The 24,955-nt window shown below is 39.8% G+C and carries 23 protein-coding genes; 9 read left to right on the top strand and 14 right to left on the bottom strand.

Features of this window, described 5'->3' with window-relative positions; all coding sequences use genetic code 11:
• Positions 1-93: 93 nt before the first annotated feature.
• Positions 94-600, top strand: a complete 507-nt coding sequence (locus ACUXV0_RS14550) for a GbsR/MarR family transcriptional regulator (protein WP_446190292.1) — start codon at positions 94-96, stop codon at positions 598-600.
• A 127-nt stretch (positions 601-727) separates the two neighbouring features.
• Positions 728-1,477 carry an endonuclease/exonuclease/phosphatase family protein gene (locus ACUXV0_RS14545; protein WP_446190291.1) on the top strand — a complete coding sequence of 250 codons (750 nt, stop codon included), beginning with the start codon at positions 728-730 and terminating at the stop codon, positions 1,475-1,477.
• Between the two features lies 1 nt (position 1,478).
• Here ACUXV0_RS14545 and ACUXV0_RS14540 read toward each other — a convergent pair whose 3' ends face one another.
• From ACUXV0_RS14540 to ACUXV0_RS14530, 3 genes are read right to left on the bottom strand one after another with little or no spacing between them, the layout of a single operon-like run.
• Positions 1,479-1,616 (bottom strand): hypothetical protein, encoded by a 138-nt coding sequence (locus tag ACUXV0_RS14540; RefSeq protein ID WP_446190290.1) that lies wholly within the window; start codon positions 1,614-1,616, stop codon positions 1,479-1,481.
• Positions 1,617-1,622: 6 nt separating this feature from the next.
• Positions 1,623-2,129, bottom strand: a complete 507-nt coding sequence (locus tag ACUXV0_RS14535; protein ID WP_446190289.1) for a SixA phosphatase family protein — start codon at positions 2,127-2,129, stop codon at positions 1,623-1,625.
• A 32-nt stretch (positions 2,130-2,161) separates the two neighbouring features.
• The gene (locus ACUXV0_RS14530) at positions 2,162-2,608 is read right to left on the bottom strand and encodes a CBS domain-containing protein (protein ID WP_446190288.1); all 447 of its coding nucleotides are present in this window, start codon (positions 2,606-2,608) and stop codon (positions 2,162-2,164) included.
• A gap of 173 nt (positions 2,609-2,781) precedes the next feature.
• Between ACUXV0_RS14530 and ACUXV0_RS14525 the strand changes: the two genes are divergently transcribed.
• Positions 2,782-2,970 carry a hypothetical protein gene (locus ACUXV0_RS14525; RefSeq protein ID WP_446190287.1) on the top strand — a complete coding sequence of 63 codons (189 nt, stop codon included), beginning with the start codon at positions 2,782-2,784 and terminating at the stop codon, positions 2,968-2,970.
• Here the strand turns inward: ACUXV0_RS14525 and ACUXV0_RS14520 are convergent.
• Genes ACUXV0_RS14520 through ACUXV0_RS14490 form a run of 7 tightly spaced genes read right to left on the bottom strand, consistent with a single transcriptional unit; the run spans position 2,967 to position 9,775 of the window.
• The gene (locus ACUXV0_RS14520) at positions 2,967-4,004 is read right to left on the bottom strand and encodes an FAD:protein FMN transferase (RefSeq protein ID WP_446190286.1); all 1,038 of its coding nucleotides are present in this window, start codon (positions 4,002-4,004) and stop codon (positions 2,967-2,969) included. The two genes, ACUXV0_RS14525 and ACUXV0_RS14520, sit on opposite strands and share 4 nt — an antisense overlap.
• Positions 3,970-5,274 (bottom strand): NADH:ubiquinone reductase (Na(+)-transporting) subunit F, encoded by a 1,305-nt coding sequence (nqrF, locus tag ACUXV0_RS14515; RefSeq protein ID WP_446190285.1) that lies wholly within the window; start codon positions 5,272-5,274, stop codon positions 3,970-3,972. Before nqrF ends, ACUXV0_RS14520 begins: the two co-directional genes overlap by 35 nt.
• Positions 5,275-5,282: 8 nt before the next feature.
• Positions 5,283-5,897, bottom strand: coding sequence for an NADH:ubiquinone reductase (Na(+)-transporting) subunit E (gene nqrE / locus ACUXV0_RS14510; protein ID WP_446190284.1), 615 nt, complete (start codon positions 5,895-5,897; stop codon positions 5,283-5,285).
• A gap of 10 nt (positions 5,898-5,907) precedes the next feature.
• Complete coding sequence (locus ACUXV0_RS14505) at positions 5,908-6,570, bottom strand: NADH:ubiquinone reductase (Na(+)-transporting) subunit D (RefSeq protein ID WP_446190283.1); 663 nt, start codon at positions 6,568-6,570, stop codon at positions 5,908-5,910.
• Between the two features lies 1 nt (position 6,571).
• A complete protein-coding gene (gene nqrC / locus ACUXV0_RS14500) occupies positions 6,572-7,279 on the bottom strand; it encodes an NADH:ubiquinone reductase (Na(+)-transporting) subunit C (RefSeq protein WP_446190282.1) in 708 nt (235 codons plus the stop codon).
• On the bottom strand, positions 7,269-8,429 hold the full coding sequence (locus tag ACUXV0_RS14495) for an NADH:ubiquinone reductase (Na(+)-transporting) subunit B (protein ID WP_446190281.1): 1,161 nt from the start codon (positions 8,427-8,429) through the stop codon (positions 7,269-7,271). The genes nqrC and ACUXV0_RS14495 overlap by 11 nt, the downstream gene beginning before the upstream one ends.
• Before the next feature lie 20 nt (positions 8,430-8,449).
• The gene (locus tag ACUXV0_RS14490) at positions 8,450-9,775 is read right to left on the bottom strand and encodes a Na(+)-translocating NADH-quinone reductase subunit A (protein ID WP_446190280.1); all 1,326 of its coding nucleotides are present in this window, start codon (positions 9,773-9,775) and stop codon (positions 8,450-8,452) included.
• A 205-nt stretch (positions 9,776-9,980) separates the two neighbouring features.
• On the opposite strand from ACUXV0_RS14490, the gene ACUXV0_RS14485 reads away from it, so the two are divergent.
• The 3 genes from ACUXV0_RS14485 to ACUXV0_RS14475 all read left to right on the top strand — a co-directional run bounded on the left by ACUXV0_RS14485 (position 9,981) and on the right by ACUXV0_RS14475 (position 13,735).
• Positions 9,981-11,417 (top strand): S41 family peptidase, encoded by a 1,437-nt coding sequence (locus tag ACUXV0_RS14485; RefSeq protein ID WP_446190279.1) that lies wholly within the window; start codon positions 9,981-9,983, stop codon positions 11,415-11,417.
• 197 nt (positions 11,418-11,614) lie between these two features.
• On the top strand, positions 11,615-12,682 hold the full coding sequence (locus ACUXV0_RS14480; RefSeq protein ID WP_446190278.1) for a branched-chain amino acid aminotransferase: 1,068 nt from the start codon (positions 11,615-11,617) through the stop codon (positions 12,680-12,682).
• Positions 12,683-12,814: 132 nt separating this feature from the next.
• The gene (locus ACUXV0_RS14475; RefSeq protein WP_446190277.1) at positions 12,815-13,735 is read left to right on the top strand and encodes a hypothetical protein; all 921 of its coding nucleotides are present in this window, start codon (positions 12,815-12,817) and stop codon (positions 13,733-13,735) included.
• On the opposite strand, the gene ACUXV0_RS14470 is transcribed toward ACUXV0_RS14475, so the two are convergent.
• Positions 13,732-14,808, bottom strand: coding sequence for a BamA/TamA family outer membrane protein (locus ACUXV0_RS14470; protein WP_446190276.1), 1,077 nt, complete (start codon positions 14,806-14,808; stop codon positions 13,732-13,734). The genes ACUXV0_RS14475 and ACUXV0_RS14470 overlap by 4 nt on opposite strands.
• A 207-nt stretch (positions 14,809-15,015) precedes the next feature.
• On the opposite strand from ACUXV0_RS14470, the gene recJ reads away from it, so the two are divergent.
• From recJ to ACUXV0_RS14455, 3 genes are all read left to right on the top strand, one after another.
• Complete coding sequence (recJ, locus tag ACUXV0_RS14465) at positions 15,016-16,740, top strand: single-stranded-DNA-specific exonuclease RecJ (RefSeq protein ID WP_446190275.1); 1,725 nt, start codon at positions 15,016-15,018, stop codon at positions 16,738-16,740.
• A gap of 76 nt (positions 16,741-16,816) precedes the next feature.
• A complete protein-coding gene (gene lptB, locus ACUXV0_RS14460) occupies positions 16,817-17,554 on the top strand; it encodes an LPS export ABC transporter ATP-binding protein (protein WP_446190274.1) in 738 nt (245 codons plus the stop codon).
• 60 nt (positions 17,555-17,614) lie between these two features.
• The gene (locus ACUXV0_RS14455) at positions 17,615-19,843 is read left to right on the top strand and encodes an amino acid permease (protein WP_446190273.1); all 2,229 of its coding nucleotides are present in this window, start codon (positions 17,615-17,617) and stop codon (positions 19,841-19,843) included.
• A 2-nt stretch (positions 19,844-19,845) separates the two neighbouring features.
• On the opposite strand, the gene ACUXV0_RS14450 is transcribed toward ACUXV0_RS14455, so the two are convergent.
• From ACUXV0_RS14450 to ACUXV0_RS14440, 3 genes are all read right to left on the bottom strand, one after another.
• A complete protein-coding gene (locus ACUXV0_RS14450; RefSeq protein WP_446190272.1) occupies positions 19,846-22,260 on the bottom strand; it encodes a TonB-dependent receptor family protein in 2,415 nt (804 codons plus the stop codon).
• An 81-nt stretch (positions 22,261-22,341) separates the two neighbouring features.
• A complete protein-coding gene (locus ACUXV0_RS14445; RefSeq protein WP_446190271.1) occupies positions 22,342-23,688 on the bottom strand; it encodes an HTTM domain-containing protein in 1,347 nt (448 codons plus the stop codon).
• A gap of 11 nt (positions 23,689-23,699) precedes the next feature.
• The gene (locus ACUXV0_RS14440; protein ID WP_446190270.1) at positions 23,700-24,725 is read right to left on the bottom strand and encodes an imelysin family protein; all 1,026 of its coding nucleotides are present in this window, start codon (positions 24,723-24,725) and stop codon (positions 23,700-23,702) included.
• Between the last annotated feature and the right edge of the window lie 230 nt (positions 24,726-24,955).

The raw sequence follows: 24,955 nt of genomic DNA, 5'->3' as shown, positions 1-24,955 counted from the left end.
ATATTTTCAGAAAATTTTGAAAATTCAATAAGACTCGCTTTATTTGACTTCTGATCTTACGTGCATACCTAATAGATTTAGTTTTACCATTTTATGGAGTTACAAGAAGCGAAGGATAAGTTTATCCATACATGGGGTACCCTTGCCACTCAGTGGGGGATAAACCGTACCATGTCGCAGATTCACGCCCTTTTGTTGCTTTCACCTGAAGCTCTGAATGCTGACCAAATCATGGCAGAATTACAGATTTCAAGAGGAAACGTGAACATGAACCTTCGTGACCTTATGAGCTGGGGATTAATCTTCAAACAACTATTGCCTGGTGAACGTAAGGAGTACTTCGTTGCTGAAAAAGATATCTGGAAAGTAGCTCGTCAAATCGCTAAAGAAAGACGTAGAAGAGAAGTGGAGCCGATTATCGGTACCATGGAAGATATCAAGAAAGAACTTAAAGGCGACACCGAAGAAAAGAAAGAAGTCTTACGTATCATTGAAGACATCAGTAACGTAACACAATTCGCTGATAGCACTATGGAAGCCATTCTTAAGTCGGAAGAAAACTGGCTTTTATCGAATTTCCTTAAGGTATTCAAGTCCTAAGGTTTGGACTTTACTTATCTGGCTGTAATTTTCATTCCAAAGTTACAGTACAGACATGACCACCAAATTCATCTTATTTCTTTCTCTCTTAAGCTTTGGGCTTTCTGCTCAAACAAGCACTAATGTTATGACTTTTAACATTAGGTATAACAATCCAAACGATGGTATCAATCAGTGGGAAAACAGAAAACACTTGGTGGCACAAACGGTCACTTATCATGAAGCCGATATTGTAGGTTTTCAGGAAGCCACCAAAACTCAGGTAGATTATCTTTCAAAATCACTCGAGGCCTATACATGGGTAGGCGTTGGGAGAAATGATGGAAAAGAGGCTGGCGAATATGCCCCTATCTTCTGGAAAACAGATAGATTCAAATTAGTTAAATGGGAAACCATCTGGCTATCAGAAACACCTGAAAAACCATCAAAAAGCTGGGATGCTGCTCTACCTAGAATAGCTACCAAAGTCATACTGGAAGACATGAGTTCAAAAGAACGTATAACAGTATTTAATGCTCATTATGACCATATTGGGGTAGTAGCACGAGAAAAGAGTTCAGAAGTCATAGTGAATCATATTGCCAATAAAGAAGGTACCATCATCATGGGAGACTTAAATAGTACCCCGGTAGATGAACCATTGAAAGTTTTTGATAAAGCTGGATTTTATAATGCTCAGTATGTGAGCAAAACACCACATTTCGGGCCATATGATACGTTTAACGGCTTTGAATCAAAAGAACAAAAGAACTCCAATATTGACCATATCTTGGTGAGTCCTGATATCACCGTCCTACAACACGCAAGCTTATCCAATACCTGGGAAGGTCGCTTTGCTTCAGATCACTATGCAGTAATCGCTGAAATCAGAATATAAATTACTCTGGAAGTACTCTTTCGAGTTGCTTATCTTTATTCCATGGACCAGTAGTTTGGCTACTCATATCATACAGCACATAGAGTACAATGGCCAGAAAGAGGACAAATGCTATTTTAAAGATATTATTCTTCTTCACAACTCTCTAGTTTATGTCAGAAACGTCAATTCTTTGAAGTACAGTTCCTGTATTCCCGGAAATTTCAGCCCATTTTAGATCTTCAAACTCCATAATGATGACCGAGGCTTTTTTCATACTTCCTTGTATATCATCTCTGGTTAAGTACTCCGCAAAGAAGCTGATATCTGGGTTATGCCCAAAAATGGCGGCACTATCTGTTTTTTCGGGTAATTGATTCAAGCAGGCCAAATAGCCCCTGGGCCCACCTCCATACAGCCCCTCATTTATCACAAGTTCGTCTGTATTCAAAGAATATTGTTCCATCATAATAGAAGCAGTCTGACGTGCTCGTGAAGCAGGACTGCTATTGTAAATACCAAGGTCTGCACCAGTATTTTTCATATATCTGCCAAGCTTGGCAGACTGCATGATTCCTTTTGAGGTCAACTCCCTCTCAGAATCCTTAACTAGACTAACATTCCCTAAATCTTCGGCATGGGCATGCCTGATGATATACAGCTTTTTTGACATGTACTAAGTGTTTACACAAAGATAGGTAAACCTTAGCCCGCGATTGATCCTGAGATATAATTCTCTAAAAAGTTAATATGCTGTCTTTGCTCTTTGATCAAAGCATTTACGATATCCCGAATACTCAATACTCCCACCACTACACCTTCATCCACCACCGGCAAGTGTCTGATACCTTTATCATTCATGAGTTCCATACAGTCCTTTATACCCATTTCAGAGTCTACTGTGAAAACATTTGCGGTCATCACCTCCGTCATAGGGGTACTTTTCGCCTTCCTTCCTTTAATAATACCCTTTCTGGCATAGTCACGTTCAGAGAAAATACCGGCAAGCTTCTTCCCGTCCATCACTAATACTGCTCCCACTCCATACTTCTCCATAACAGCTAAGGCTTCTATTACAGAAGTATCCGGATTAACCTGCACTATTTCCTGTAGGTTCTTGTTTATGAGTATACGATCTACTTTAGTTTCCATAGTAATTTCAGGATTTTGATATGCTCGAAACAAATTAAAGAATTCCTCGAAAAAGACAAAAGAATATCATTTTCTTAATAATGAAATTTGAGAATGGTATCGAATTGTTAGTGTGAAACTTTAGAGTTTTGTAGTTTTGAATAACGCCAAAAGGCAATAATTAATAAGAGAGAATGAAATTATTACTTGTAACATTAGCTGCCGTTCTATTCGCATTTTTCCTTTTTAGCGTTCGTTTGCTCTTTGTTAAAAATGGAGAGTTTAAAGGAACTTGTGCGAATAATAATCCTATGCTTCAGAAAGAAGGAGCTGTGTGTGGTGCTTGTGGTAGAAAGGTAGGTGAGGCTTGCGAAAACTCTTAGTCCATAGGTACGATTAACTCTTCAAAACCTTCGGAGAAAGCTGTCTGAATTTTACCGTTTTCTTCTGAGAGACATTGTATTTTCAATCCTAATTCAGGTGCCAATTCTAAAGCCTTGTCTTTTCCAACGATCATAAAATAGGTAGCATAAGCATCTGCATCCATAGCATTTGGTGCTATAACCGAAACACTTAACATCTGATGATCCACTGGCATTCCTGTTGTAGGATTTATGGTGTGGCTATATTTTTTACCATCTAGCTCGACATATTTACGGTAACTGCCAGAGGTAGCCAAAGAGGCATTATTAAGCTTTACAATAGTCTCCAGTGCATTTCTACCTTCAGTTTGGTTATAGTCTGGCTTCTCTATACCTACTCGCCATTCAGCACCCTCTCTGTTTCTTCCTTTTGATCTCAACTCCCCTCCTACTTCAATGAGATAATCTGAACAGCCCAAGTCATCGAGATAGCACGCCAGAACATCTACTGTGTAGCCCTGAGCTAAGGCGTTAAAATCCAGTGTAGCATTAGGGATCTCTTTGCTAAGCAAATTACCATCCAATGAGAACTTTTGAAGACCAATAAATTCTTTTAGACTGTCAATCTCGGAAGAGGTAGGTATTTCTCTTTTTTCTTTTCGAACAAGTCCCCAAGCACTTAATAGAGGTCGAACTGTAGGGTCAAAAAGGCCATCACTCCAATTATACAGCTCCTTTGACCTATTGAAAACCGTAACAAAATGAGGGTCTAACTCAGTTTCTAATTGACCTAGATTAACCTTTGATATTACAGACTCTGGCACCCACAAAGACATTGAATTATCAATGACGGTGAACAGACTATCAATACTTTCAGCTTTAACTCCAGCGGAAGTAGGAGCATAAACAATCTGAAACGTCGTACCTTGAGCTTCTCCTGATATAAGCTCATATTCTGCCTTTGGCTCTTTACAAGAGACCAGAAAACAGCAAATAAGAAGACCAAAGAGGCCAAGTTTCTTAGCCTCCGAAATCATCAAATGATACATTTTCATCAGGCATTCCCCAATCTTCAGCCATTTTAAGAACTGACTGGTTCATCATTGGAGGTCCACAGAAATATAGTTCGATATCTTCAGGTGCCTCGTGCTTACTTAAGAACTCGTCTATTACAACATTATGCACAAAGCCTTTGAAACCATCTCCTTCGGGATCATTGATATCCTTTTTCAAAGTCCAGTTATCTTCTTCCTGTGGGTTATCCAGAGCTACAAAGAATTTGAAATTAGGGAACTGCTTCTCAATTTCTTTGAATTCATTGATGTAGAACAACTCTCTGCGTGTTCTACCACCATAGAAGAATGTCACCTTACGCTTCGTTTTCAGCGTATGGAAGAGGTGGAATAAATGAGATCTCATTGGAGCCATACCGGCACCACCACCTATATAAAGCATTTCAGCTTCTGTTTCTTTAATAAAGAACTCACCATAAGGCCCAGAAATAGTAACCTTATCTCCCGGTTTTCTACTAAAGATATATGACGAACATACCCCAGGATTCACATCCATCCAACCATTCTTGGCTCTATCCCAAGGTGGTGTAGCTATACGTATAGTCAATTTAATTCTATTCCCCTCAGCAGGGTGATTGGCCATTGAGTAAGCACGGAAAACCTCTTCATCATTGACCATTTTTAATGGCCAAAGATTAAACTTATCCCACTCCGTTTTAAACTTATCCGGAGTTTCATGATACTCAGGGTGAGCAGTAATATCTATATCCTTATACTCTATAGTGGTTTTAGGCACGTCTATTTGAATATAACCACCTGCTTCAAAGTCTAGCGTTTCTCCTTCAGGAAGTTTTACATCAAATTCCTTGATAAAGGAAGCTACGTTATAATTGGAAACCACTTCACATTCCCATTTCTTCACACCGAATACCTCATCTGGTATTCTGATTTCCATATCCTCTTTAACCTTCACCTGACAGGCCAAACGTTCCTTATCTGCCACTTGTCTTCTATTTAAGTGATTGGTTTCTGTAGGGAGTACTTCACCGCCTCCACTAAAAACCTGACACTTACACATGGCACATGTTCCACCACCACCACATGCTGAAGCGAGGAAAAGATTATTATTTCCTAAAACATTCAAAAGCGTGTCGCCTGGTTTTACGGTGAGAGCATTTTCGCTATCACCATTAATAACAATATTGACATCGCCCTGAGGAAGTAACTTCGCCTTCGCCGTGATAATCAAAAAGACGAAAAGAAGTACTACAAGGATAAATACAACGATACTACTAAGAAGAATAGGTAGCATAAGTTTCTTTACAATTTAATACCTGAAAAACTTAAGAAAGCAATAGCCATTAGTCCTGTAACGATCATGGCAATACCTAAACCCTGTAAGGCAGGAGGTACTTTAGAATACTGCAATCTTTCTCTGATAGCTGCTAATAACACAATGGCTAAGAAAAAGCCAATACCCGTACCCAATGAGAATACGGCTGTCTCTGCAAAATTGTATTCACGCTCTTGCATGAATAGCGATGCTCCTAGAATTGAACAGTTTACTGTAATCAAAGGAAGGAAAATACCCAAAGCACTGTATAGAGCCGGGGCAAATTTCTCTACCACCATCTCAACCAACTGCACGGCACCAGCAATGGTGGAAATAAATAATATAAACGACAAGAAGGTCAAATCAACATCAGCCAAAGATGGATGTATCCAGGCTAAAGCTCCCTCTGCCAGCATATAATTCAATATAAAATAGTTTAGAGGTGCCGTTAGTATCATTACAAAAACTACAGCTAATCCTAAACCAAAGGCTGTCTTAATCTTCTTTGAAACGGCCAGAAATGAACACATTCCTAAGAAGAAAGCGAAGACGGCATTTTCTACAAAAATTGACTTTACAAAAAGACTTAATAAATGCTCCATAGCTAATATTTTAAGAAATGTTCACCAGTTTAGTGTTCTTACTTCTTTGAACCCAGATGTAAATACCGATCAGGAATAAAGCGGCAGGAGGAAGAACCATTAGACCATTATTTACATATCCATGATCATATGCCCACTGAGGAATAACCTGGAAGCCAAATACCTTACCAGCACCCAATAACTCTCTGAAGAAAGCCACTGCCACCAAGATGATACCATATCCAATTCCATTACCCACACCATCTAAAAATGCAGGCCACGGTTTTTGACCTAATGCAAAGGCCTCTAAACGACCCATGATGATACAGTTAGTAATGATCAAACCGACAAAAACTGAGAGTTTCTTACTAACATCAAACATGTAAGCCTTCAATACCTGGTCTACAATAGTTACTAAAGTTGCCACTACAATAAGCTGAACTATAATTCTCACTCTGGTAGGAATTCCTTTACGAAGCAAACTCACAATTAAATTGGAGAAAGCACTTACAAAGATCACACAGACTGACATAATTAAAGCAGGCTTCACCTGAACTGTAACCGCCAATGCTGAGCAAATACCTAATACCTGAACCGTTACAGGATTATTATCATCCAAAGGATCTTTAATAACCTGTAAATTCTTTTTGGAGAATAGTGGCTCTTTCTTTTCTTTTTCTGCTACTTCCGCCATATTAATTAGCTTTTAATTGGTCAAAATAAGTTAAGTAAGGCTTCAGACAATTTGCAATCATCTCATCTACTCCATTGGAAGTAATAGTCCCTCCGGAGATAGCATCTACTCTGCTTTCTTCATCAATGTCTGACTTCTGAGTTGATTTCATCACATTCACAGAAACAAACTCGCCTTCATCGTTATATATCACTTTACCCTGAAACTGCTGTTGAAAAGCATTCTCTACAATCTCAGCACCTAAACCAGGTGTTTCACCTTTGTGGTCAAAAAATGCACCTTTTACAGTATTGAAGTCACCTTCCAGAGATATATAACCCCAGATAGGGCCCCAAAGACCTACTCCTCTCAAAGGAACAACATAAGCCTTGCTTCCATCTTCTTCGCTGAATACATAAAGAGGTAATTGACGCTCTTCAGGCTCTTTGGCCACTTCTTTCTTCATATCTACGTCTTCCACAGATACGTTTTCCAGAACTTCACCCTTGCTATTGATCACCATTTCCTCTACCGAAGAGTTATATGATGATTCTATGGCTTCTCTACTTTCAGAACTTACCAATACAGAATTCAGAATGTTCTTTTTATTATCAAGAGCCACATTAGCCTCTTGTAAAGGCTTTAGGTTTTCAGAGGTCAACACCAAAACCACCGCCGTAATGATAGAGATTCCTATAGCATATAGAAATGTATATCTGTTAGTTTGCATGCTTTAATCTTTTTTTAATGTGTTGTTCTACCACCATATGATCTATTAAAGGAGCAAATACATTAAACAATAAAATGCTCAACATCATTCCCTCAGGATAGGCAGGATTAAATACTCTGAGTATTACAGTAAACGCACCAATGAGGAACCCATAAATGTATTTCCCTTTGGTGGTATGAGAGGCGGTAACCGGGTCGGTGGCCATGAATACTGCACCAAACGCGAAACTACCGATCAGTAAATGATAGATAGCAGGAGTATGCATGGCATGAGTAAGATTATCAGCCGGAGCCAAAACATTCATTAATAAGCCCATTAGATAGCCACCGGCGAATACCGACAAAATAATTCTCCAGCTACCTACGCCTGTTATGATTAATGAGGCAGCCCCAATAAGTATAAAGAATACCGAGGTCTCGCCAATTGAACCTTGTTCGTAACCCCAGAATAGATCAGATAAAGGCTGAATTTGAGTGTAGTCTACATCAAAAGCTACGAGATTGGTTGCTCCAGAATAACCGTCTACTATCTGATGACCAGCTTCCGGAGATTTATCTGTCCAAATCTCACCCGACATGTATGAAGGGAAAGCAAAGAACAAAAATGCTCTTGCCAATAATGCAGGGTTCATAAAGTTAAAACCTGTACCTCCAAAAATTTCTTTACCGATAAGCGTACAGAAAACTGCTCCAAGAGCCACCATCCATAAAGGTATCGTCACAGGCATTGTTAAAGGAATCAGCATCCCTGTCACCAAATAACCCTCACTGATTGAGTGGCCTTTGATTACGCCAAATATGAATTCAACACCCAAACCAACAGCATAAGAAACTACCACGATAGGCATCACCTTGATGGCACCAAAAATGAATTTCTCCATTAAAGTTGCCTCCATACCATAGGCTAAATAATGCTGATGGCCAACATTCCACATACCAAAGAGTAAACATGGCAGCATGGCCACGATCACTGTCATCATAGTACGTTTCATGTCCATGGCATCTTTAATGTGGACGCCATTTTTAGTGGTAGTGCTTGGCACAAACATCAGCGTCTCAAACGCGTCATATGCAGGATGCCAATTTTCTAGCTTGCCCCCCTTCTCAAAATGGGGCTTGACCGAATCAAATAGATTGCGAATAAATTTCACCTATAATTCCGTTTTAAATTTTATCCTTCTTCTTCTAATAAATCTAATCCTTCTCGCAGTATCTGCTGTACATCTATTTTTGAAGTACAGACAAACTCACAAAGTGCAAGATCTTCTTCTGCGAGCTCATGAATACCTAAAGCCTCCATTTTCTCGATATCCTTGGCCATTATAGCCTTCAAGAGCTGAACAGGCATGATATTCATCGGAAGCACTTTTTCGTATTCTCCTGACACTACGAAGGCTCTTTCTTCACCATGCATATTGGTATCCAGATCGTATTTCTTATTTGGCATCAGCCATGAGAAGAATGTTCTGGACAGGCTTAATTTTGAGGCCGAAGGCAATAACCAACCAAGGAATTCGGCATGGTCACCTTCCGGAATCACCGTCAATTGCGAAGTGTAAAAAGACAGATAATCTTCTACATGAGACTGGGCTCCTGTAAGAACATCACCTTGAATAAATCTTGACTCATTATCAGCCAAAGGCTCAAATAATGGCTTTAAGGATTGACCAACGCTCGCCTGAATATACTTTGGAGAACCAGCTTTAGACCCGGTCAAGGCTACTATCCTAGTAGGATCATACTCACCTGTTGTGAATAATTTACCTAATAGTATAATATCCTGCGGATCTATGGTCCAGATCAAGTCGCCAGGATAAATAGGCATCACATGGTGTATTTGCACCCCAACATTACCTGCCGGATGAGGGCCACTAAATGTGTTTACCTCTCCTTTGGAGACTTCCAGTGAAGACTCTGCTGACTTACCTACATATAAATTGCCTTCTGCTAGGGCACTAGCCACTTCCAGACCTTTATCAAAAGCCTCTTTATTCTGACCAATCACAAAGTCCATGTCAGGTGCAAGTGGTCCAGATTTAAACGTAGAGACAAAAATAGCCTTCGGGCTATCTGCCGGATTGGCAATTTTATTGAAAGGTCTTTGTTTGATAACCGACCAAAGATTAGCTTTCAAAATTGTCTCCTTGGCAGAAGATGAATCCAGCTGCCCTGGCAATTCAACTTTTGCCTTCTTTTGATCTTTATCTGCCAGGATTCTTACTTCAAGAATCACTCGCTTGGCACCTCGAACAATCTCAACAATTTCACCGCTTACCGGTGAAGCAAAATTGATCTCAGGTCTTTTTTTATCGTAGAAAATGCTGTCTCCAACTAATACTTCATCACCTACCTTTACGGTAAGTTTAGGAGTAAGTCCTAGGTAATCGGATGGCTTAACAGCAAATATTTCGGAAGATGGAAGATCTTGAATTTCTTTAGCCGCTTCTCCAACTAGCTGAATATCAAAACCTTTTTTAAGGCGGTAAGATTTACCCATAAAATCCGTCTTATTAAATAGATTAAGTATTAAAATTTTGGATTCACCACAAAGTTATATTAAATCACGAAATGGCAAAATCTAGACCACCTTTCTTTAGGCAAAACTTGCTTCTGAATCGTCTAAAAGAGTAGATTTGGTTTTTGCTTACACCAATTGAAGCATCTTTTCGTTTGAAGAATACGTATTAGGAAAAAAGTACTTCATGAACACATCAAGACTCCATTTGCTCCTGGCCTTTTCTCTGGTCTTTTTGTTAAACTCTTGTAAACTCAAAGAGCTGGTTGACCCCATTGTAAATAATAATGAAGAACCAGACGAGACTGATGTTAACAATTGGATATATGACAGAATGAGTCATTACTATCTGTGGGAGAGCGATATGAAGTCTATTACCGAAACAGATTTAACGCTGGAACCGGAAGAATACTTTGAGTCACTTTTAGTAGAACCTGGGGTTCTGGATCGTTTCTCATGGATTCAGGAAAGCAGTATCGACCTCCTAAATTCCTTGAATGGAATCTCTACTTCTTTTGGTATAAAAACCAAGCCTTGGTACATGGATAACACCCGAAGCAGAGTGTGTCTGGCCATTGTACACGCTCTACCTGGCAGTGCGGCAGATGAAGCCGGATTAAAAAGAGGAGACCTAATCACCAAGGTCAATGGTGAAGATATTACGGGAGAAAACTACAGAACAGTTCTACAAACAGAAACCGCCACTTTTACACTTGGCAGCTATAATAGCGGTACCATAACAGATTCCAAAACGAGTATTGAGGTAACAAAACGTAGTTTACAAGCGGAAGCGGTGCAGCATCACAGCATCATAGAATTAGGAGACAAGAAAATAGGGTATTTGGTTTACACTCAATTCTTAACCAGCTCAGATCAAGCTTTGAATAATGCTTTCGGTGAATTCAAAGCAGCGGGAATTGATGAACTCGTTATTGACCTCAGAGACAATGGTGGCGGGTATATCTCATCGGCAGCCCTTTTAAGCTCGCTCATTGTTAAGAATCTTGCAGATGACAAGTTGATGTCAAAACAAATCTGGAACGATGAGCAGACGAAATATTACAGAGATACGTATGGTGAGGATGCACTCAATTCTTATTTCTTTACCACCAAAGCAGGGATAGGACCAGTAAACAATCCAGGTACACTTGATCGTGTATATTTTATAGTTACCAATGGTTCGGCTTCATCCAGTGAACTGGTGATCAATAATCTTCTGCCGTACATGGAAGTAAAGCTCGTAGGTGAGCACACCTATGGAAAAAATGTAGGCTCTATCACGATTTCTGATGATGAAGATAGATGGGAGTGGGGAATGCAACCTATCGTATTGAAAACGGTCAATAGAGATGGTCTTGCTGATTACGGTACCCCTGAAGGATTCCCAGTAGACATTTCGGTCACAGATAATCTCTTACCATATCTTCCGTACGGAGACCCGGATGAAACGATGCTGAAAGAAGCTCTGCTGGACATTCTGGGAGAAACCACTCTGGCAAAAGCCCGAAAGTCATCTAAAGTTAAACCAAGTGCCTCATTTATTGCTTTAGAAAAAGAGGCCCTTCTTGACGATCCACGATTGAATCATAAAGATATGTTCATCACTCAATTTCCGGGAGAATAAGCTATCATTGAGGATTTTAGATAGAAAATCTCAATCTCTGGTTTACCGTTAAAAAGGATTTTAGTTGTCATGACAACTATTTAGTCGAAATGTCTTGATTCTCTGAAATTTATTGTCAAAAATTGCATTCTCTTAGTTTAGAGTTTGATGTAACTTTCTCTGGGCTTAGTTTTGAGTACATTTTAAACAATAAAGTTATGGAGACGACCGCCATAGATTTCAAGATTCAACAAGTAGAAAAAAGTCGGGTAGAACAATTAGACCCTCAAAACATAGTTTTCGGTTCTCTATTTACCGATCACATGCTGGTGGCCGACTGTATTAACGGTGAGTGGCAAACACCAGAGATTTTACCTTATGGCGATATCGCTTATAATCCGGCACTAGCTTCTCTGCACTACGGACAGTCAATTTTTGAAGGAATGAAAGCCTTCAGAAACGTTAATGACGAAGTAGTCATGTTCAGACCAGAAGAAAACTACAAACGTTTCAACATTTCTGCTGAACGTATGTGTATGGCAACCGTACCCGAGGAGATTTTTATGGGTGGTCTTCAAAAGCTTTTGGAACTAGACGGAGCATGGGTGCCTGATGGAGAAGACAACTCTCTTTATTTGAGACCATTTATGTTTGCTTCAGATGTTTACCTGGGCGTAAGGCCTTCGTTTAACTACCGCTTCATGATCATCATGAGCCCTGCCGGCAAATATTATGCTGAACCGCCAAAGGTTAAAATAGAAACTGAATTTATCAGAGCAGCTGAAGGTGGTGTAGGTTATGCCAAATGTGCTGGTAACTACGCAGCATCTCTTTACCCTGCAAAGCTTGCTCAAGAGCAAGGATATACTCAATTGTTATGGACTGATGCCAAGACCCATACCAAGTTTGAAGAGTCCGGAACAATGAACGTGTTCTTTGTAAAAGACGGGAAACTCATAACGCCTAAAACAAGTACCACAATCTTAAAGGGTATCACAAGGGACTCATTAATTAATATTGCTCGCGATAAAGGCTATGAGGTGGTGGAACAAGACGTATACGTTAAAGATATTGTTGATGGAATTAGCTCCGGCTCTGTCACTGAAGTATTTGGTGCAGGAACTGCCGTTGTAGTTTCTCCTTTCTCTGCCATTGGTTTTGAAGGAAAAGACTACGAGTTGCCGGCAATTACAGATAAATCGATCTCAACCGTTCTTAAGAATGGATTGAATGATATAAGAAAAGGTAAAGTAGCTGACACTCACGGATGGGTCTATAAAGTTTAATATGCCTAAAGCTCATAGAAATCCCCAACTCAATACAGTTGGGGATTTTTCGTTTTTATATCCTCTTACCGTTTTATAAAACCCTTCTTCATAACTATGTACACCGCCAGGATAGAAATATCTTTGGCAACTATGAAACGAATTCTATTACTACTGACACTATTAGTTTTCTCAAGCATTACATATGCTCAAATAGAGGTGCTACCCAAAACGACAAATCGTCCGTCTCTTCTAAGCACCTGGAATGCCGAACGTTTTAATCTCGGATTATCAGAAATAGGTGTTCTTAGTATTTCCGGAAATCAAAGGATCGGGATTGGTACTGAATTTACTTCAGCCGATCAACGTCAATATGTGAATTATGGAAAAATGCACATCAGACATAACAGCACGGGAGGCTGGAGTCAGAATTCCGGTTCTGCTCATTTAGTTTTAGACGAGGCTCAATTGGGCGATTACGCTAGACTACGCTTTACCAGTTCCTTCCTGCTTCATGGAAGTACAACCAAATCCTACGTTTATGCAGGCAGATATTGGGATATGGCTGCTTTGATAGATGGAAGTGATGTGAGTGACGACCGAATCAACTTTTATAATAGTGAGTCAGGGAATGTCATGACTATCAGAGGGGACAACAAAGTAGGTATTAATGACTCCTCTCCAGAAAGAACTTTAGATATCAATGGCTCTACCAGAGTAGTCGGATACACAGAAACCGGTAATGAATCAATCCCTTATAAAACTAAGCTAATAGCCTTTACTACTTTACCCATTTCTTGTAGTGGCGGCACTGTATATGACTTCAGTTTAGGTGTAGATGAAAGCAGAGTAATCAGCTGTGATGTTTTGGTCCAAACCGGAAGTTCTTCATTCTATCCGGCCAATGAATTCTATAATAACCGTGAGTATGTCTATAGTATTAACGGTTCAAGAATCTATTTCGAATTTAAAGCTGTTGCAGGTTGTGATTTTACAAGCAGAGGCTTTAGAGTTTGGGTGACTTACACAGATTCTACTATTCCTATGCCCATAAGCAATGGACCGGGCAACTAAAAAGCTTCTCCTACGGTAGCGTAAAAATTACCTGATCCATATGGTGAAAGGCCATAGTCTATTCTAAGGTTTAGACTATTTTTAGTTGATATTCTTAACCCCGCCCCGTATGTAAACTTAGGCAAATCCATTCTTAAAAAATTGTCTGAGTCACCCAAGAATCCCATGGAACCAAAACCCACCAGACCGATAAACTTCCATACCTCCCAACGAAGTTCAGCCTGTAAAAGTGATGCATTTTTATCTCTGAAAAATCCTTGATAAGTACCTCTCATTTTCTTAGGTCCACCGAGTTGGGCCAATTGAGAAAAAGGCACATCATCTCCAAAAGAAAATACGTTATAGAAGTTAGATGCCAAGACTAATCTTTCATGCAAAGATTGGTAGTGAGAAACATCAATGGTGGCTTGTGTAAAAGTTCTATCAGCACCAAAAGCCTTTAAGGATGGTAAGATATTCACTTCACCAAAAATCCCTTTTCTAGGATAAAACACTTTATCTCTGGTATCCAATAATATTGAAGGGCCTATCGCTGAAGTTCTGCTAAAGTCTGAACCATTAATAGTATTCCCAATAAGCTCTCCATCTTCAGCCTGATTGTAAACATCGTAAGCTTCATAATTGACTCGTAATCCGGCATAGAGATTTTTGCTCACCTGTCTACTGGCTAAAAAACGAACTCTTGGAAATTTAACATCATAGCGTTCTTCCGGCACCCTGTTTTCGCCGATACCGTAGTAAAAAAAGTTGTATTTAAACCAGCCAATATCTGCGTTTAGGTAGTACTTATTATTTCCAAAGAATACATTAAACGGAAGAAAAGCGAGTATTTGTTTATTCTGAGTATAGGTCAAACCTATTGAAGCCTGCGAGGGCTTGGCCCACGAACTATCTTTTCCCCATGACCAGCTACTGGTAGCAGCTACTCCTCCACCCCATCCAGTTTCTGGAAAACGGAAGGCCACAGGAAGAGCAATAATGGATTTATCTCTAATTAATTTGGTAGTATCTGGTGATTGTCCAAATCCTAAAGTTGTGATACAAAATAGAAGTAATACTGAAATTCTCGACATGCTTTATAGTACGAGATTTCTGTCAGAAGAGATGTTAAAACAAGAAATGGGTGCCGTTATGGCACCCATCCTGTCCTTTGACAAATTTAGCATTAAACTTACCCATAAAGGGAAAGCAACAAACTGCCCCAAAACTTGCGTCTCGGTTTTTATCTGTTATGCCAAAAAAGGCTCAAAATCTATGCCATTGTTTAGTAATTTTGAATCATGATAGAGAAACGCTGGCAATTCATCACACAACCTATAGATACAAATGCCACTTCTACTGTAAAGCTACTCACCGAAGAATTAGGCATTTCCACTACCTTGGCTACACTTCTCTGGCAGCGTGGTGTACATAATTTTGAAGAGGCCAAGGCATTTTTCAGACCCCAATTAGACCAACTGAATGATCCTTTCCTGATGAAGGATATGGATTTGGCTCTTGAACGACTAGAAAAAGCAATAGAGAACAAAGAAACCATAGTTATCTACGGCGATTATGACGTTGACGGCACTACCGCAGTAGCTTTAGTCTATGGTTTTTTGAGAAGCTATCACTCCAATATCCTTTATTATAACCCTGATAGATATAAGGAGGGTTATGGCGTTTCAAAAAAAGGGATTGACTGGGCAAAGGAACAAGGAGCCTCATTGATCATTGCACTGGATTGTGGTATAAAATCAATCGATAAAATAGAATACGCGAAAACGCAAGGCATTGAATTTATCATCTGTGATCATCATGAGCCAGGGGAAGAACTTCCTCAGGCCGTGGCTGTACTAGACCCTAAAAGGAAAGATTGCCCCTACCCTTTCAAAGAATTGACCGGTAACGGGGTTGGCTTTAAACTGCTGACAGCATTTTGTCTTAAAAGAGATATCCCTCTGGAAGAGCTTTTTGAGTTTCTGGATCTGGCAATGGTGAGTATCGCCTCTGATATTGTTCCAATTATTGGAGAAAATAGAATTCTTGCATTTTATGGTTTAAAAAAGCTCAATGAAAAACCCAGAACTAGCCTCAAGGCACTGAAAGAAGTAGCGGGTTTTCAAGGTGAGATGTCAATTGAAAGTGTAGTTTTCACACTTGGGCCAAGGATTAACGCCGCTGGACGTATCAAACATGCTAAGGCTGCAGTGAAGCTCCTACTCAGTGAAGATTACGAAGAGGCAGTGAATTTTGCTTATGAAATTCAAGACCATAATACTGAAAGAAAAACCCATGATAGTAGAATAACCGAAGAAGCTCTGGCTATGATCAGAGAAGATGATTGGTTATTTAATGAAGCCAAAAGCACTGTTCTTTATCGTGAAGACTGGCATAAGGGTGTCATCGGCATAGTGGCCTCCAGATGCATAGAACATTTCTATAGACCAACGGTCATTTTTACCAAGTCAAAAGAGGGTTTTGCGGCAGGCTCTGCCAGATCTGTTTCTGGTTTTAATCTTTACGATGCCATAGAATCATGCTCTGGGATTTTGGAACAGTTTGGAGGACATATGCATGCTGCCGGCATGACCATTCCAATTGAAAGAATCGACGAGTTTAGAACGGCTTTTGACCGCTATGTATCTGATACTATTTCACCTGAACTTCTGGTTCCTGAGATCAAAGTAGATATTGAAATCTCACTGGACGAAATAGACAGCAAATTCTATAGAATCATGAAGCAGATGGGCCCCTTCGGACCCAAAAATATGCAACCTGTTTTTGTAACACATCATCTTTCATTGGCGGCCTCCCCGAGAATTCTCAAAGAAAAGCACATGAAGCTGGAACTGGTGGACAAAGAAACCGGCGTAAGTATAACTGCCCTGGGTTTTAATATGACAGAGTACTATCATCAGCCTCTTTTAGCCGCAGAGACCTTTAGTGCTGTTTACACTATTGAAGAGAATAATTTTAGAGGTAAGAAGACGCTTCAATTATTCTTAAAAGACCTTAAGTTCTAAAGGAAAACAACCCTTTGAGGAATTAACTCTTATCTTTGTTTCCTGTACAAACCAAATCTTTAAAGTCTGTCAGCGGATGATTCTCAAAACAGAAAACCTTGTCAAAAAATATGGTCAGCGAAAGGTGAATGACCAGGTGAGCTATCAGGTAGAGCAAGGCGAAATAGTCGGACTTTTAGGACCAAACGGTGCAGGCAAAACCACGTCGTTTTACATGGCGGTGGGCCTGGTTCAGCCCAACTCGGGCAAAGTATGGTTAGATGACAAAGACATCACTGACCTACCCATGTATAAAAGAGCAAAACTAGGAGTAGGTTATCTGGCACAGGAGGCATCAGTTTTTCGAGATTTAACAGTAGAGGAGAACATTATTGGTGTTCTGGAACTCGCTAAACGCGGTATGACAAAAGCTGAGCGTAAAGAGAAAACCGAAGAACTATTGGAGGAGTTTTCGTTAACTCATGTAAGAAAAAACAAAGGCATTGTACTCTCCGGAGGTGAACGCCGTAGAACAGAAATTGCAAGAGCTCTGGCGGTTGACCCTAAATTTATTTTATTAGATGAGCCTTTCGCGGGGGTTGACCCGATTGCCGTAGAAGAAATTCAAGGAATTGTGGCGAAGCTCAAACATAGAAACATAGGTATTCTGATCACAGACCATAATGTAAATGAGACCCTCTCAATTACAGACCGAGCCTATCTTCTCTTTGAAGGTAAAATCCTGAAACATGGTACAGCAGAAGACCTTGCAGCCGATGAAATGGTGAGAAGAGTGTATCTCGGTAAGCACTTCGAGCTAAAGAGGAAGATTTAGGAAGTCTTTTAGCTTTTCTGCTCATTTTCCCTACATTTATGCCCGCGGTAATCTAACCCTATGGCAAATACCCAACATAAGTTTGGCACTACCCCTGTTTTTTTCACGGCAATTTCTACTATCCTTGGAGCCATCTTATTCCTAAGATTCGGTTATTCAGTTGGTACGGTAGGCCTTAGTGGCACTATTTTGATCGTGGTGATTGGTCATGCGGTTACTATTCCCACAGCAATGGCCTTATCAGAAATTGCCACCAACTTTAAGGTTGAAGGAGGAGGGGCCTATTATATCATTTCCAGGTCTTTCGGTCTGGTGATTGGAGCTACTATCGGGATTGCATTATATCTCTCACAAGCCATTAGTGTGGCCTTTTATATTATCGCATTTACAGAAGCATTTAACCCTCTTTTCGATTGGCTCTTTGCCAATTATATTTTCGTACCATGGGCAGATTGGCTGCTTCATCAAAGTCAAACCTTAGCCATTCCAGCTCTATTCATTCTCACGGCCATCGTATTAACAAAAGGTGCCCGACTAGGCCTGCAAACCTTGTACTGGGTGGTGGCCATTTTAACGATAGCCCTCATTGCATTTTTCATAGGAAAACCTGTGGAAGTGACACCGCAGACAGTCATCCCTCCTGTTCCTGACGTTTCGATTTTCACTGTTTTTGCAATTATTTTCCCTGCATTTACCGGTATCATCGCAGGGCTTGGACTTTCAGGTGATTTGAAAGATCCAGGTCGCTCTATTCCTTTAGGAACGCTAACTGCTACCATTTTCGGTATGTTGGTGTATATCCTTATTGCACTTAAACTCTATTACTCGGCTCCGGCTGGAATGTTGGCAGACACCCATAATCTGGTGATGTCTAAAATAGCGGTGCAAGGTCAGTGGCTCATTCCACTAGGTTTAGCTGCTGCTACTATTTCGTCGGCTATTGGCTCTATTTTGGTAGCACCAAGAACGCTTCAAGCCATGGCAAAAGATGGAGTTTTCCCAGGGGCAGGATTTAATAAGTTATTGGCTCAAGGCAGAGGCGAAAGTGAAGAACCCTACAATGCCTATTTGATCACGGTCATTATTGCTCTGGTTTTCATCCTCATGGGTAAACTAGATGCAGTGGCTGAGATTATCTCCATGTTCTTTATGGTAACGTATGGCTCCTTATGCCTGATCTCTTTCATGCAGCACTTCGCGGCAGACCCATCATATAGGCCTCGCTTTAAGTCAAAATGGTACATCAGCCTCTTTGGTGCCGTTTCTTGTTTTGGCTTGATGTTCTTTATGAATTCAGGCTACGCCTTTGCTTCCATCCTTTTGATCCTCACAATTTACTTCCTCCTGAATTTTGTGAATTCTGAAAAGAAAAACATCGCCGTTATTTTCCAAGGGGTAATGTATCAGCTTTCCAGAAAAATTCATGTGTTTTTGCAAAAGGCAGAGAAAGAAGATAATAAAAGCTGGAGACCATCGGCGGTATTGCTCAGTTCAAACACCTTCAAGAGGTTAGATGCGTTTAACCTGAACCGGTGGATTGCCTATAAATATGGTTTCGGAACCTATATTCACCACATAGATGGATACCTTTCAAAGCAGAGTAATCAGGATGCCAGAAAGATCAAAAACAGGATCATTAAAATGGCTCAGGCCACCAAAAGTGAGGTCTATATTGATACCCTGATCAATCAAAATTTTGCGGCATCCATCTCTCAGGTCGTGCAGCTTCCGAGTATCTCTGGTACTGAGAATAACCTCATGATTTTTGATCACTCCAGAAATAATCCCGAGGAAATTGAGACCATCGTTGAGAATTTCAAATTAATTCAGTCAGCCAATTTTGACATAGGAATTCTTTCTACATCTGATATGCAATTCGGCTTGATGCGTCAGATTCATGTTTGGATTACGCCAAAAGATTATGAAAATGCCAATTTGATGATTCTATTGGCTTATGTGATTTCGGCTCACCCAGACTGGAAAAATGGCGTAATTAAAGTGTACTCCATTTTCCCAACTGATGCCTTAGACAAGGAGAAAAGAAAAATGACCAATCTGATCTCAGCAGGTCAACTACCAATCTCAACGAATAATATTGAGTTTATTAACCGAGACGAAAGCCAGGATATCAAGAGTATCATTAAGAAGAACTCAAGAGAAGCTGACTTAATAGTAGCTGGTTTTAAAAGTGAAGAACTTAAGCATTTTGGTACAGAGGTATTTGCGGGTTATGAAGACCTATGTAATATTCTCTTTGTGAACACAGAAGAGGGCAAACAGATCAAGTAGGCTTAAAGTTTCGCTTGAAGACTCAAATATACTCCTCTACCATCTGAAGGTATTATACCCGGCCCAGGATAGGCCTCTGCTCTTCTGGTAAAATAAAACTCGTTTAGCACATTATTTACAGATAACTCAAGTTTGAATTTTGAAAAACTGTAAAATGATGAAATATCCATTACAGAATAAGAAGGAATGAGACCTTCAACGGCTGTTGATGTTCTAATAGCATTGGTGGCATCTGTAAAATGCTCGGCTATATAATTCCATTGCAAAGAGCTACCCCAGTTTCTAGCTTTAAAACTCAATCCGGTACGAAGCATTACGGGCGGTACCATTTCTACTTTATTCCCGGAAACTGCCGTATTTTCAGACTCATCATATCTGGCATTGACATAGGCAGCGTTTAAATATGCCGACAAAGAATAATCAGAGTTCTGTTTCCTCCATTTTAAAAAATCAAATTCACTGAAAATCTCTAAACCGAAATTTCGTGCATCAGACACATTCGTTCTAAGTCTGTAATCCAAATAAAGAGGAGGCTGATCGGCTCTCAAAATCTGACCAATTCTATCATTATAAGCTACGTAGAACGCCGTAAGATCATAGCTGAAATAATTGCCTTTCTTTCCTCTAAATCCTAAATCAGCTGTAAAACCGGTCTCATCTTTAATCTCCTGATCTACAGCAAAGTTAGGATTGACGATTCTTAAATCAGAGAAATTGATGGCTCTGTAATTCTGAGAAAAATTAGCATAGACTTCCTGCTCTTCTGAAGCACGATAACTCAGGCCTATTCCGCCAATCACAAAGGATCGCTCCCGACTTTGACTTTCCTCCACTTTCAGATCAGAAATGAGATTGCCTGCAAAATCAAAAACTCTTTGACGATAGTAACCTTCTGACTGTGTATTGATATACTCAAAACGCAAACCTGGCGTAATACTTAGCTTATCGCTAAGGTTAAAGATGTTTTCGGCAAAAAGAGCAACGTTAGTATTTGGGAAGAGGTAATCAGAGTTTTCAGGGTATTCTGGATTCAACAAAACGAAGTCAGGCCCAACCCCATCTGATCCTTCTCCCTGAATAGCAGATGACTTTCCGCGATACACTCTTCCTCCGATCAAAAAAGCACCGTATTGCGTACCCAGATCATATCTGGTGAGCAATCTGGTCTCATTACCGATATTATCAAAATTACCTGAAATCAAGGTCCGGTTTCCACCCAGATCGGCGACATTGATTCTTTCTAAATTCCCCAAAGAGGCTCTGGACGCGTCCAATACAAAAGTCCTTGAGTTTAGCGTGGTTCTGTCAGATAGCTTCCAATCAAAAGTCAAAGAAGCGAGATTCCAGTTCACGTCAAACCAATTCCTTTCACGTACAGACTGTCTCGGATTTTGAGCAAACATGGCATCGGTTAGCCCACCCGCTTGCTGTGCTAAATAATCACTGTAGGTATAATTAAACTCCGCTTTAAAGTTTTCGCTAAAGTGATAAGTCAGATCAAGATAAACGTTGTTTTGCTGAAATGATGAGTTTGGCCTCCACCCATCTCCCTTTTTGTGTTGATAAAAAACAAAGTAGTTCAATTTTCCTACTGTACCACCAAGACTGTTAAAGGAGCCCAAGTAATTCCAGCTTCCTACAGTCTGCCTGGTCGAAAATTCAATCTTTTTATCCTCTGGCCCTTTGTTAAACACAAAATTCAGCATCCCGCCAAACTGAGTACCATATTGTAAACTGGAAGCCCCTCTGATTACCTCAATTTTCTTCAAGGCTTCGGTAGGAGGCGTATAATAGGTTTCAGGGTAGCCAAGGGCATCTGCCGATATATCATAACCGTTTTGTCTGGTATTGAAATTTGCCGTTCTGTTAGGACTTAAGCCCCGGCCTCCTATACCCAATTGTAAACCTGCTCCGTCACTTTCCCATATATTTAGCCCGGTTATTTTAGCATAAACCTGTCGGCTGTTATTGGTTGAAAGATTTGCTGATATATCTTTAAGAAGTATCACCTCAGTTTTTTTACTTTCATAAATTGAGGTTCCCTCTATAGCCCTTAAGTGACTTCGTCCAAAATCATTCGCCGTTTTGGCTATTACTTTAATAGTCTCCAGTTCGTTTTCAGATGATTCAAGTAAAACTTGAATAAAGGTTTGCCGTACTTCCGGAAGTAGGGTGATAGATTGAGACTTTCTACCTACCAATTGAAAGTTTAGAATTAAGGAGTCTTTTAAATTAGAAGTGACCTGAAAGATGCCTTGATCATCGGTAAATATTACATTCTCTGATTGAGAAGAACTTACCAGTACACTGCTTAACGGCTTTTGATCTTCTGCACTCAACACTTCACCCCGAATGGTCAAATTTTGAGCCCATACACCTAAAGGAAGTAATACAATAAGGAAAAGATTCTTTGCCATAGTTTTGAGGACTGCAAAGATATTGAACTAGAAACAGTCTAAATAAAATTTAGATCAAAAAATCAATTGAAAATCAGAAGCTTAGTCTAATATCCATTCTTTATGACTCCAGGAGTCCTGGACTTCCATTAAATTAAGATTGGGGTCAATAAGCAACCTGCTGGGTTGGGCATTTAAAGTAACATAAGCCTCTACCCTAACCTCAGGCTTATACAGGCCCTCCTGCTCATAATGATCCCCTAAAAAATGAGCATACTGCAGAATTAAATCCGGCTGAAAAGACATTTGTTTTTCCTGATGGGAATTTAAAAATTCCTGATTATCTACTATTCCTTCTCTACCCGTTTGAGAATCTTTCACATAGAAGGTAGCCGTACCTGCCTTTTCCATCAACATGACCCTCCAGCTGAATCTATAACCTTCTTCATTCCAGAATAGATCACCAGGATACAATAAGTATCTCCATGGGAATACGAGCTGAAACATCACGAAGAAGCCAATAAGCACATCACGAATTCCTTTGTTGAATCGAGTTTTCTGAATTACGAATTCTGTCACTCTTTCTGAGTTATCCTTCAAGTCAAAAGCCTTATTCACACGTCTTTGCCATCTTTCATGCCATTCATCTGAAAAGAAGATTAATGTCACACCAATCATAACCAATGGGAATATGCCGATCTGAAATAATATGCCAACCATGGTGTGAAACAATATCACCAGAATATAGGCGTAAAAACGTGTAGGCCTGAAAATCAAAAAGAATACAATAAAGGTATCATATAACATACCAGCCCAGCTGAACACATAGGGAGAAAGTGAATTTGCAAAAAGTCCTCCTAGAATGGGGATTTTATCATTGGCTGGCAACCAGATTTTAAGAGGAAGAGCCTCAATCAACCAAGTATAATTGATTTTTGCTAAACCAGCATAAATGTAAACGATAGCAATCTGGAATTTGAGGATGTTTATCGTCCAGGCTTTGACCTTATTTGTTCTTATTGCGGGGTTTCGCCATGCGTCAATACTCAACCATCTATGAGCTGGGAGAAAAATAAGCAAACCCGCCACTAAGCTTACGAAATAGTAATGGTTGAGATAATAAGTAATATCAACCAGCTCCAGGTAGGTAAATGTGAAGAACAGAAAAACCGTAGAAATTCTATAAAAAAGGCCAATTGCCACGCATAAAGAACTCAATAAAAGGAGCCCATGGAATACATAAATCCAAAAGAATGAAAGAAGGGGGACCCAATGAAATCCGAAGTATTTGAACTGAACTTTGGTGTCTATAAAATGAAGATCAATCCAACCGAGGTAAATGAATCGGAGAGTAGAAACGAAAACAAGAAGACCAAAAACTATTCTGAAGGTAATTAAGGGATATATGAGAACATCTTTTTCAATAATGCGATCATAAAACCTCTTCATTCCGTGGAAAATTAGTCACCATCACCACTACTGTAGGTAATGGCGATACCGATAATAGAAGACATATCACTTTTGAAGTAACGCGTTAGCTTCTGAAGCTCGGTATGAAGACTCAATAAGTTTGCGTTTTCACTTATCTTATCTGGGGTAAAATCTTCCGGACTACAATTTACAAAAGCATTTTCAACAGCTTTAATCTGAGCTTCTGTAGCAGCTATCAAAGCTTCTCCACCCTCTACAGTTTCAAGATAGTCCCTAAAGCCAAAGCCAGATTTCCCTTCCCAAATTTCTTTCAAAGCGTTAAAATTCCTCTCAGCAAATTCAAGTGAGTTCCCTGAGTAAAGAGCCTCTATATTCTGAGGCAATGCGGCAGTTTGACCTGGTCTTAATCCAAGTGGAAGACCCAATTTGAAGTTCTTAAGTGCTTCAAAATTCTTTAAGAATTCATTATAAAGAAGTGATGTACTACTTCCTGCATCAGTACCGTTATTGGCAATAAACTCAGGCCTGTATGAGTCCCACTCTTCTCTTATCGCCTGAACCTTATTGATGGCATCTTGAATACAATCATTCAAATACTTTCCATGCAGTGGAGCTTCAGCTACATTTTCATCAAATAAGAGATATTGGATAGCTAATAATCCTCTGCTGTCTCTTTGAACATCATCAAAATTAAAGTTTCCTGAAGTTAGCTTTGTGTCAATTGTAGATACATCTACCGGAAAAGTACCAAGCTCTTGAGAGAAGGTTTTGAGTTTTAGTTGCTCTCCACCAGGTCCAAAATTGTACATTGAAACAGATAAAAAAGAAAGGTAAGCCTGCTTCCAAAGTTGCTTTACATCCTCGCTTCCCTGAGCAATAGATAGTTGGTTAAGATCATTTAAAAGCTGATCAAAACCTGCAATGATATACTCATCGGCATAGAGCTGCAAGAAAGTATCTCTATCAAATTGACCTTTCAAACCTTGTTCTTCAGGTTTGGTATTACACGAGACGAGGAAACAAATAAATATGAAAGTACTAAACAGTCTTTTCATGAATCAGTTACACAAGAAAATTAGAATTCTTCCAGAAAAAGGCTTAGTCCACTCTAGGGCACTTCTTACAATGCCTGCCCTTTTTCTTATACTTTTTACAACATTTCTTTAACACACACTCATGGCTTTCCCATGGTGATTTAGCAGGATTACCCTGCGTCTCATCAGATAAAAAAGAACTAAATAAAGTACTCTCTTCTGCCATTGTATTAAAGTTTTAACAAATGTAG

Source organism: Jiulongibacter sp. NS-SX5 (assembly GCF_052828545.1).
The sequence above is the reverse complement of the archived record's forward strand: the minus strand, read 5'-3'. Positions and strand labels throughout refer to the sequence as shown.

What these genes read in the sequence shown, in the direction of transcription:
- ACUXV0_RS14550 (WP_446190292.1), top strand. Translation starts at nt 94, where the DNA reads ATGGAGTTACAAGAAGCGAAGGATAAGTTTATCCATACATGGGGTACC.
- ACUXV0_RS14545 (WP_446190291.1), top strand. Translation starts at nt 728, where the DNA reads ATGACTTTTAACATTAGGTATAACAATCCAAACGATGGTATCAATCAG.
- ACUXV0_RS14535 (WP_446190289.1), bottom strand. Translation starts at nt 2,129, where the DNA reads ATGTCAAAAAAGCTGTATATCATCAGGCATGCCCATGCCGAAGATTTA.
- ACUXV0_RS14530 (WP_446190288.1), bottom strand. Translation starts at nt 2,608, where the DNA reads ATGGAAACTAAAGTAGATCGTATACTCATAAACAAGAACCTACAGGAA.
- ACUXV0_RS14525 (WP_446190287.1), top strand. Translation starts at nt 2,782, where the DNA reads ATGAAATTATTACTTGTAACATTAGCTGCCGTTCTATTCGCATTTTTC.
- ACUXV0_RS14520 (WP_446190286.1), bottom strand. Translation starts at nt 4,004, where the DNA reads ATGAAAATGTATCATTTGATGATTTCGGAGGCTAAGAAACTTGGCCTC.
- nqrF (WP_446190285.1), bottom strand. Translation starts at nt 5,274, where the DNA reads ATGCTACCTATTCTTCTTAGTAGTATCGTTGTATTTATCCTTGTAGTA.
- nqrE (WP_446190284.1), bottom strand. Translation starts at nt 5,897, where the DNA reads ATGGAGCATTTATTAAGTCTTTTTGTAAAGTCAATTTTTGTAGAAAAT.
- ACUXV0_RS14505 (WP_446190283.1), bottom strand. Translation starts at nt 6,570, where the DNA reads ATGGCGGAAGTAGCAGAAAAAGAAAAGAAAGAGCCACTATTCTCCAAA.
- nqrC (WP_446190282.1), bottom strand. Translation starts at nt 7,279, where the DNA reads ATGCAAACTAACAGATATACATTTCTATATGCTATAGGAATCTCTATC.
- ACUXV0_RS14490 (WP_446190280.1), bottom strand. Translation starts at nt 9,775, where the DNA reads ATGGGTAAATCTTACCGCCTTAAAAAAGGTTTTGATATTCAGCTAGTT.
- ACUXV0_RS14485 (WP_446190279.1), top strand. Translation starts at nt 9,981, where the DNA reads ATGAACACATCAAGACTCCATTTGCTCCTGGCCTTTTCTCTGGTCTTT.
- ACUXV0_RS14480 (WP_446190278.1), top strand. Translation starts at nt 11,615, where the DNA reads ATGGAGACGACCGCCATAGATTTCAAGATTCAACAAGTAGAAAAAAGT.
- ACUXV0_RS14475 (WP_446190277.1), top strand. Translation starts at nt 12,815, where the DNA reads ATGAAACGAATTCTATTACTACTGACACTATTAGTTTTCTCAAGCATT.
- ACUXV0_RS14470 (WP_446190276.1), bottom strand. Translation starts at nt 14,808, where the DNA reads ATGTCGAGAATTTCAGTATTACTTCTATTTTGTATCACAACTTTAGGA.
- recJ (WP_446190275.1), top strand. Translation starts at nt 15,016, where the DNA reads ATGATAGAGAAACGCTGGCAATTCATCACACAACCTATAGATACAAAT.
- lptB (WP_446190274.1), top strand. Translation starts at nt 16,817, where the DNA reads ATGATTCTCAAAACAGAAAACCTTGTCAAAAAATATGGTCAGCGAAAG.
- ACUXV0_RS14455 (WP_446190273.1), top strand. Translation starts at nt 17,615, where the DNA reads ATGGCAAATACCCAACATAAGTTTGGCACTACCCCTGTTTTTTTCACG.
- ACUXV0_RS14450 (WP_446190272.1), bottom strand. Translation starts at nt 22,260, where the DNA reads ATGGCAAAGAATCTTTTCCTTATTGTATTACTTCCTTTAGGTGTATGG.
- ACUXV0_RS14445 (WP_446190271.1), bottom strand. Translation starts at nt 23,688, where the DNA reads ATGAAGAGGTTTTATGATCGCATTATTGAAAAAGATGTTCTCATATAT.
- ACUXV0_RS14440 (WP_446190270.1), bottom strand. Translation starts at nt 24,725, where the DNA reads ATGAAAAGACTGTTTAGTACTTTCATATTTATTTGTTTCCTCGTCTCG.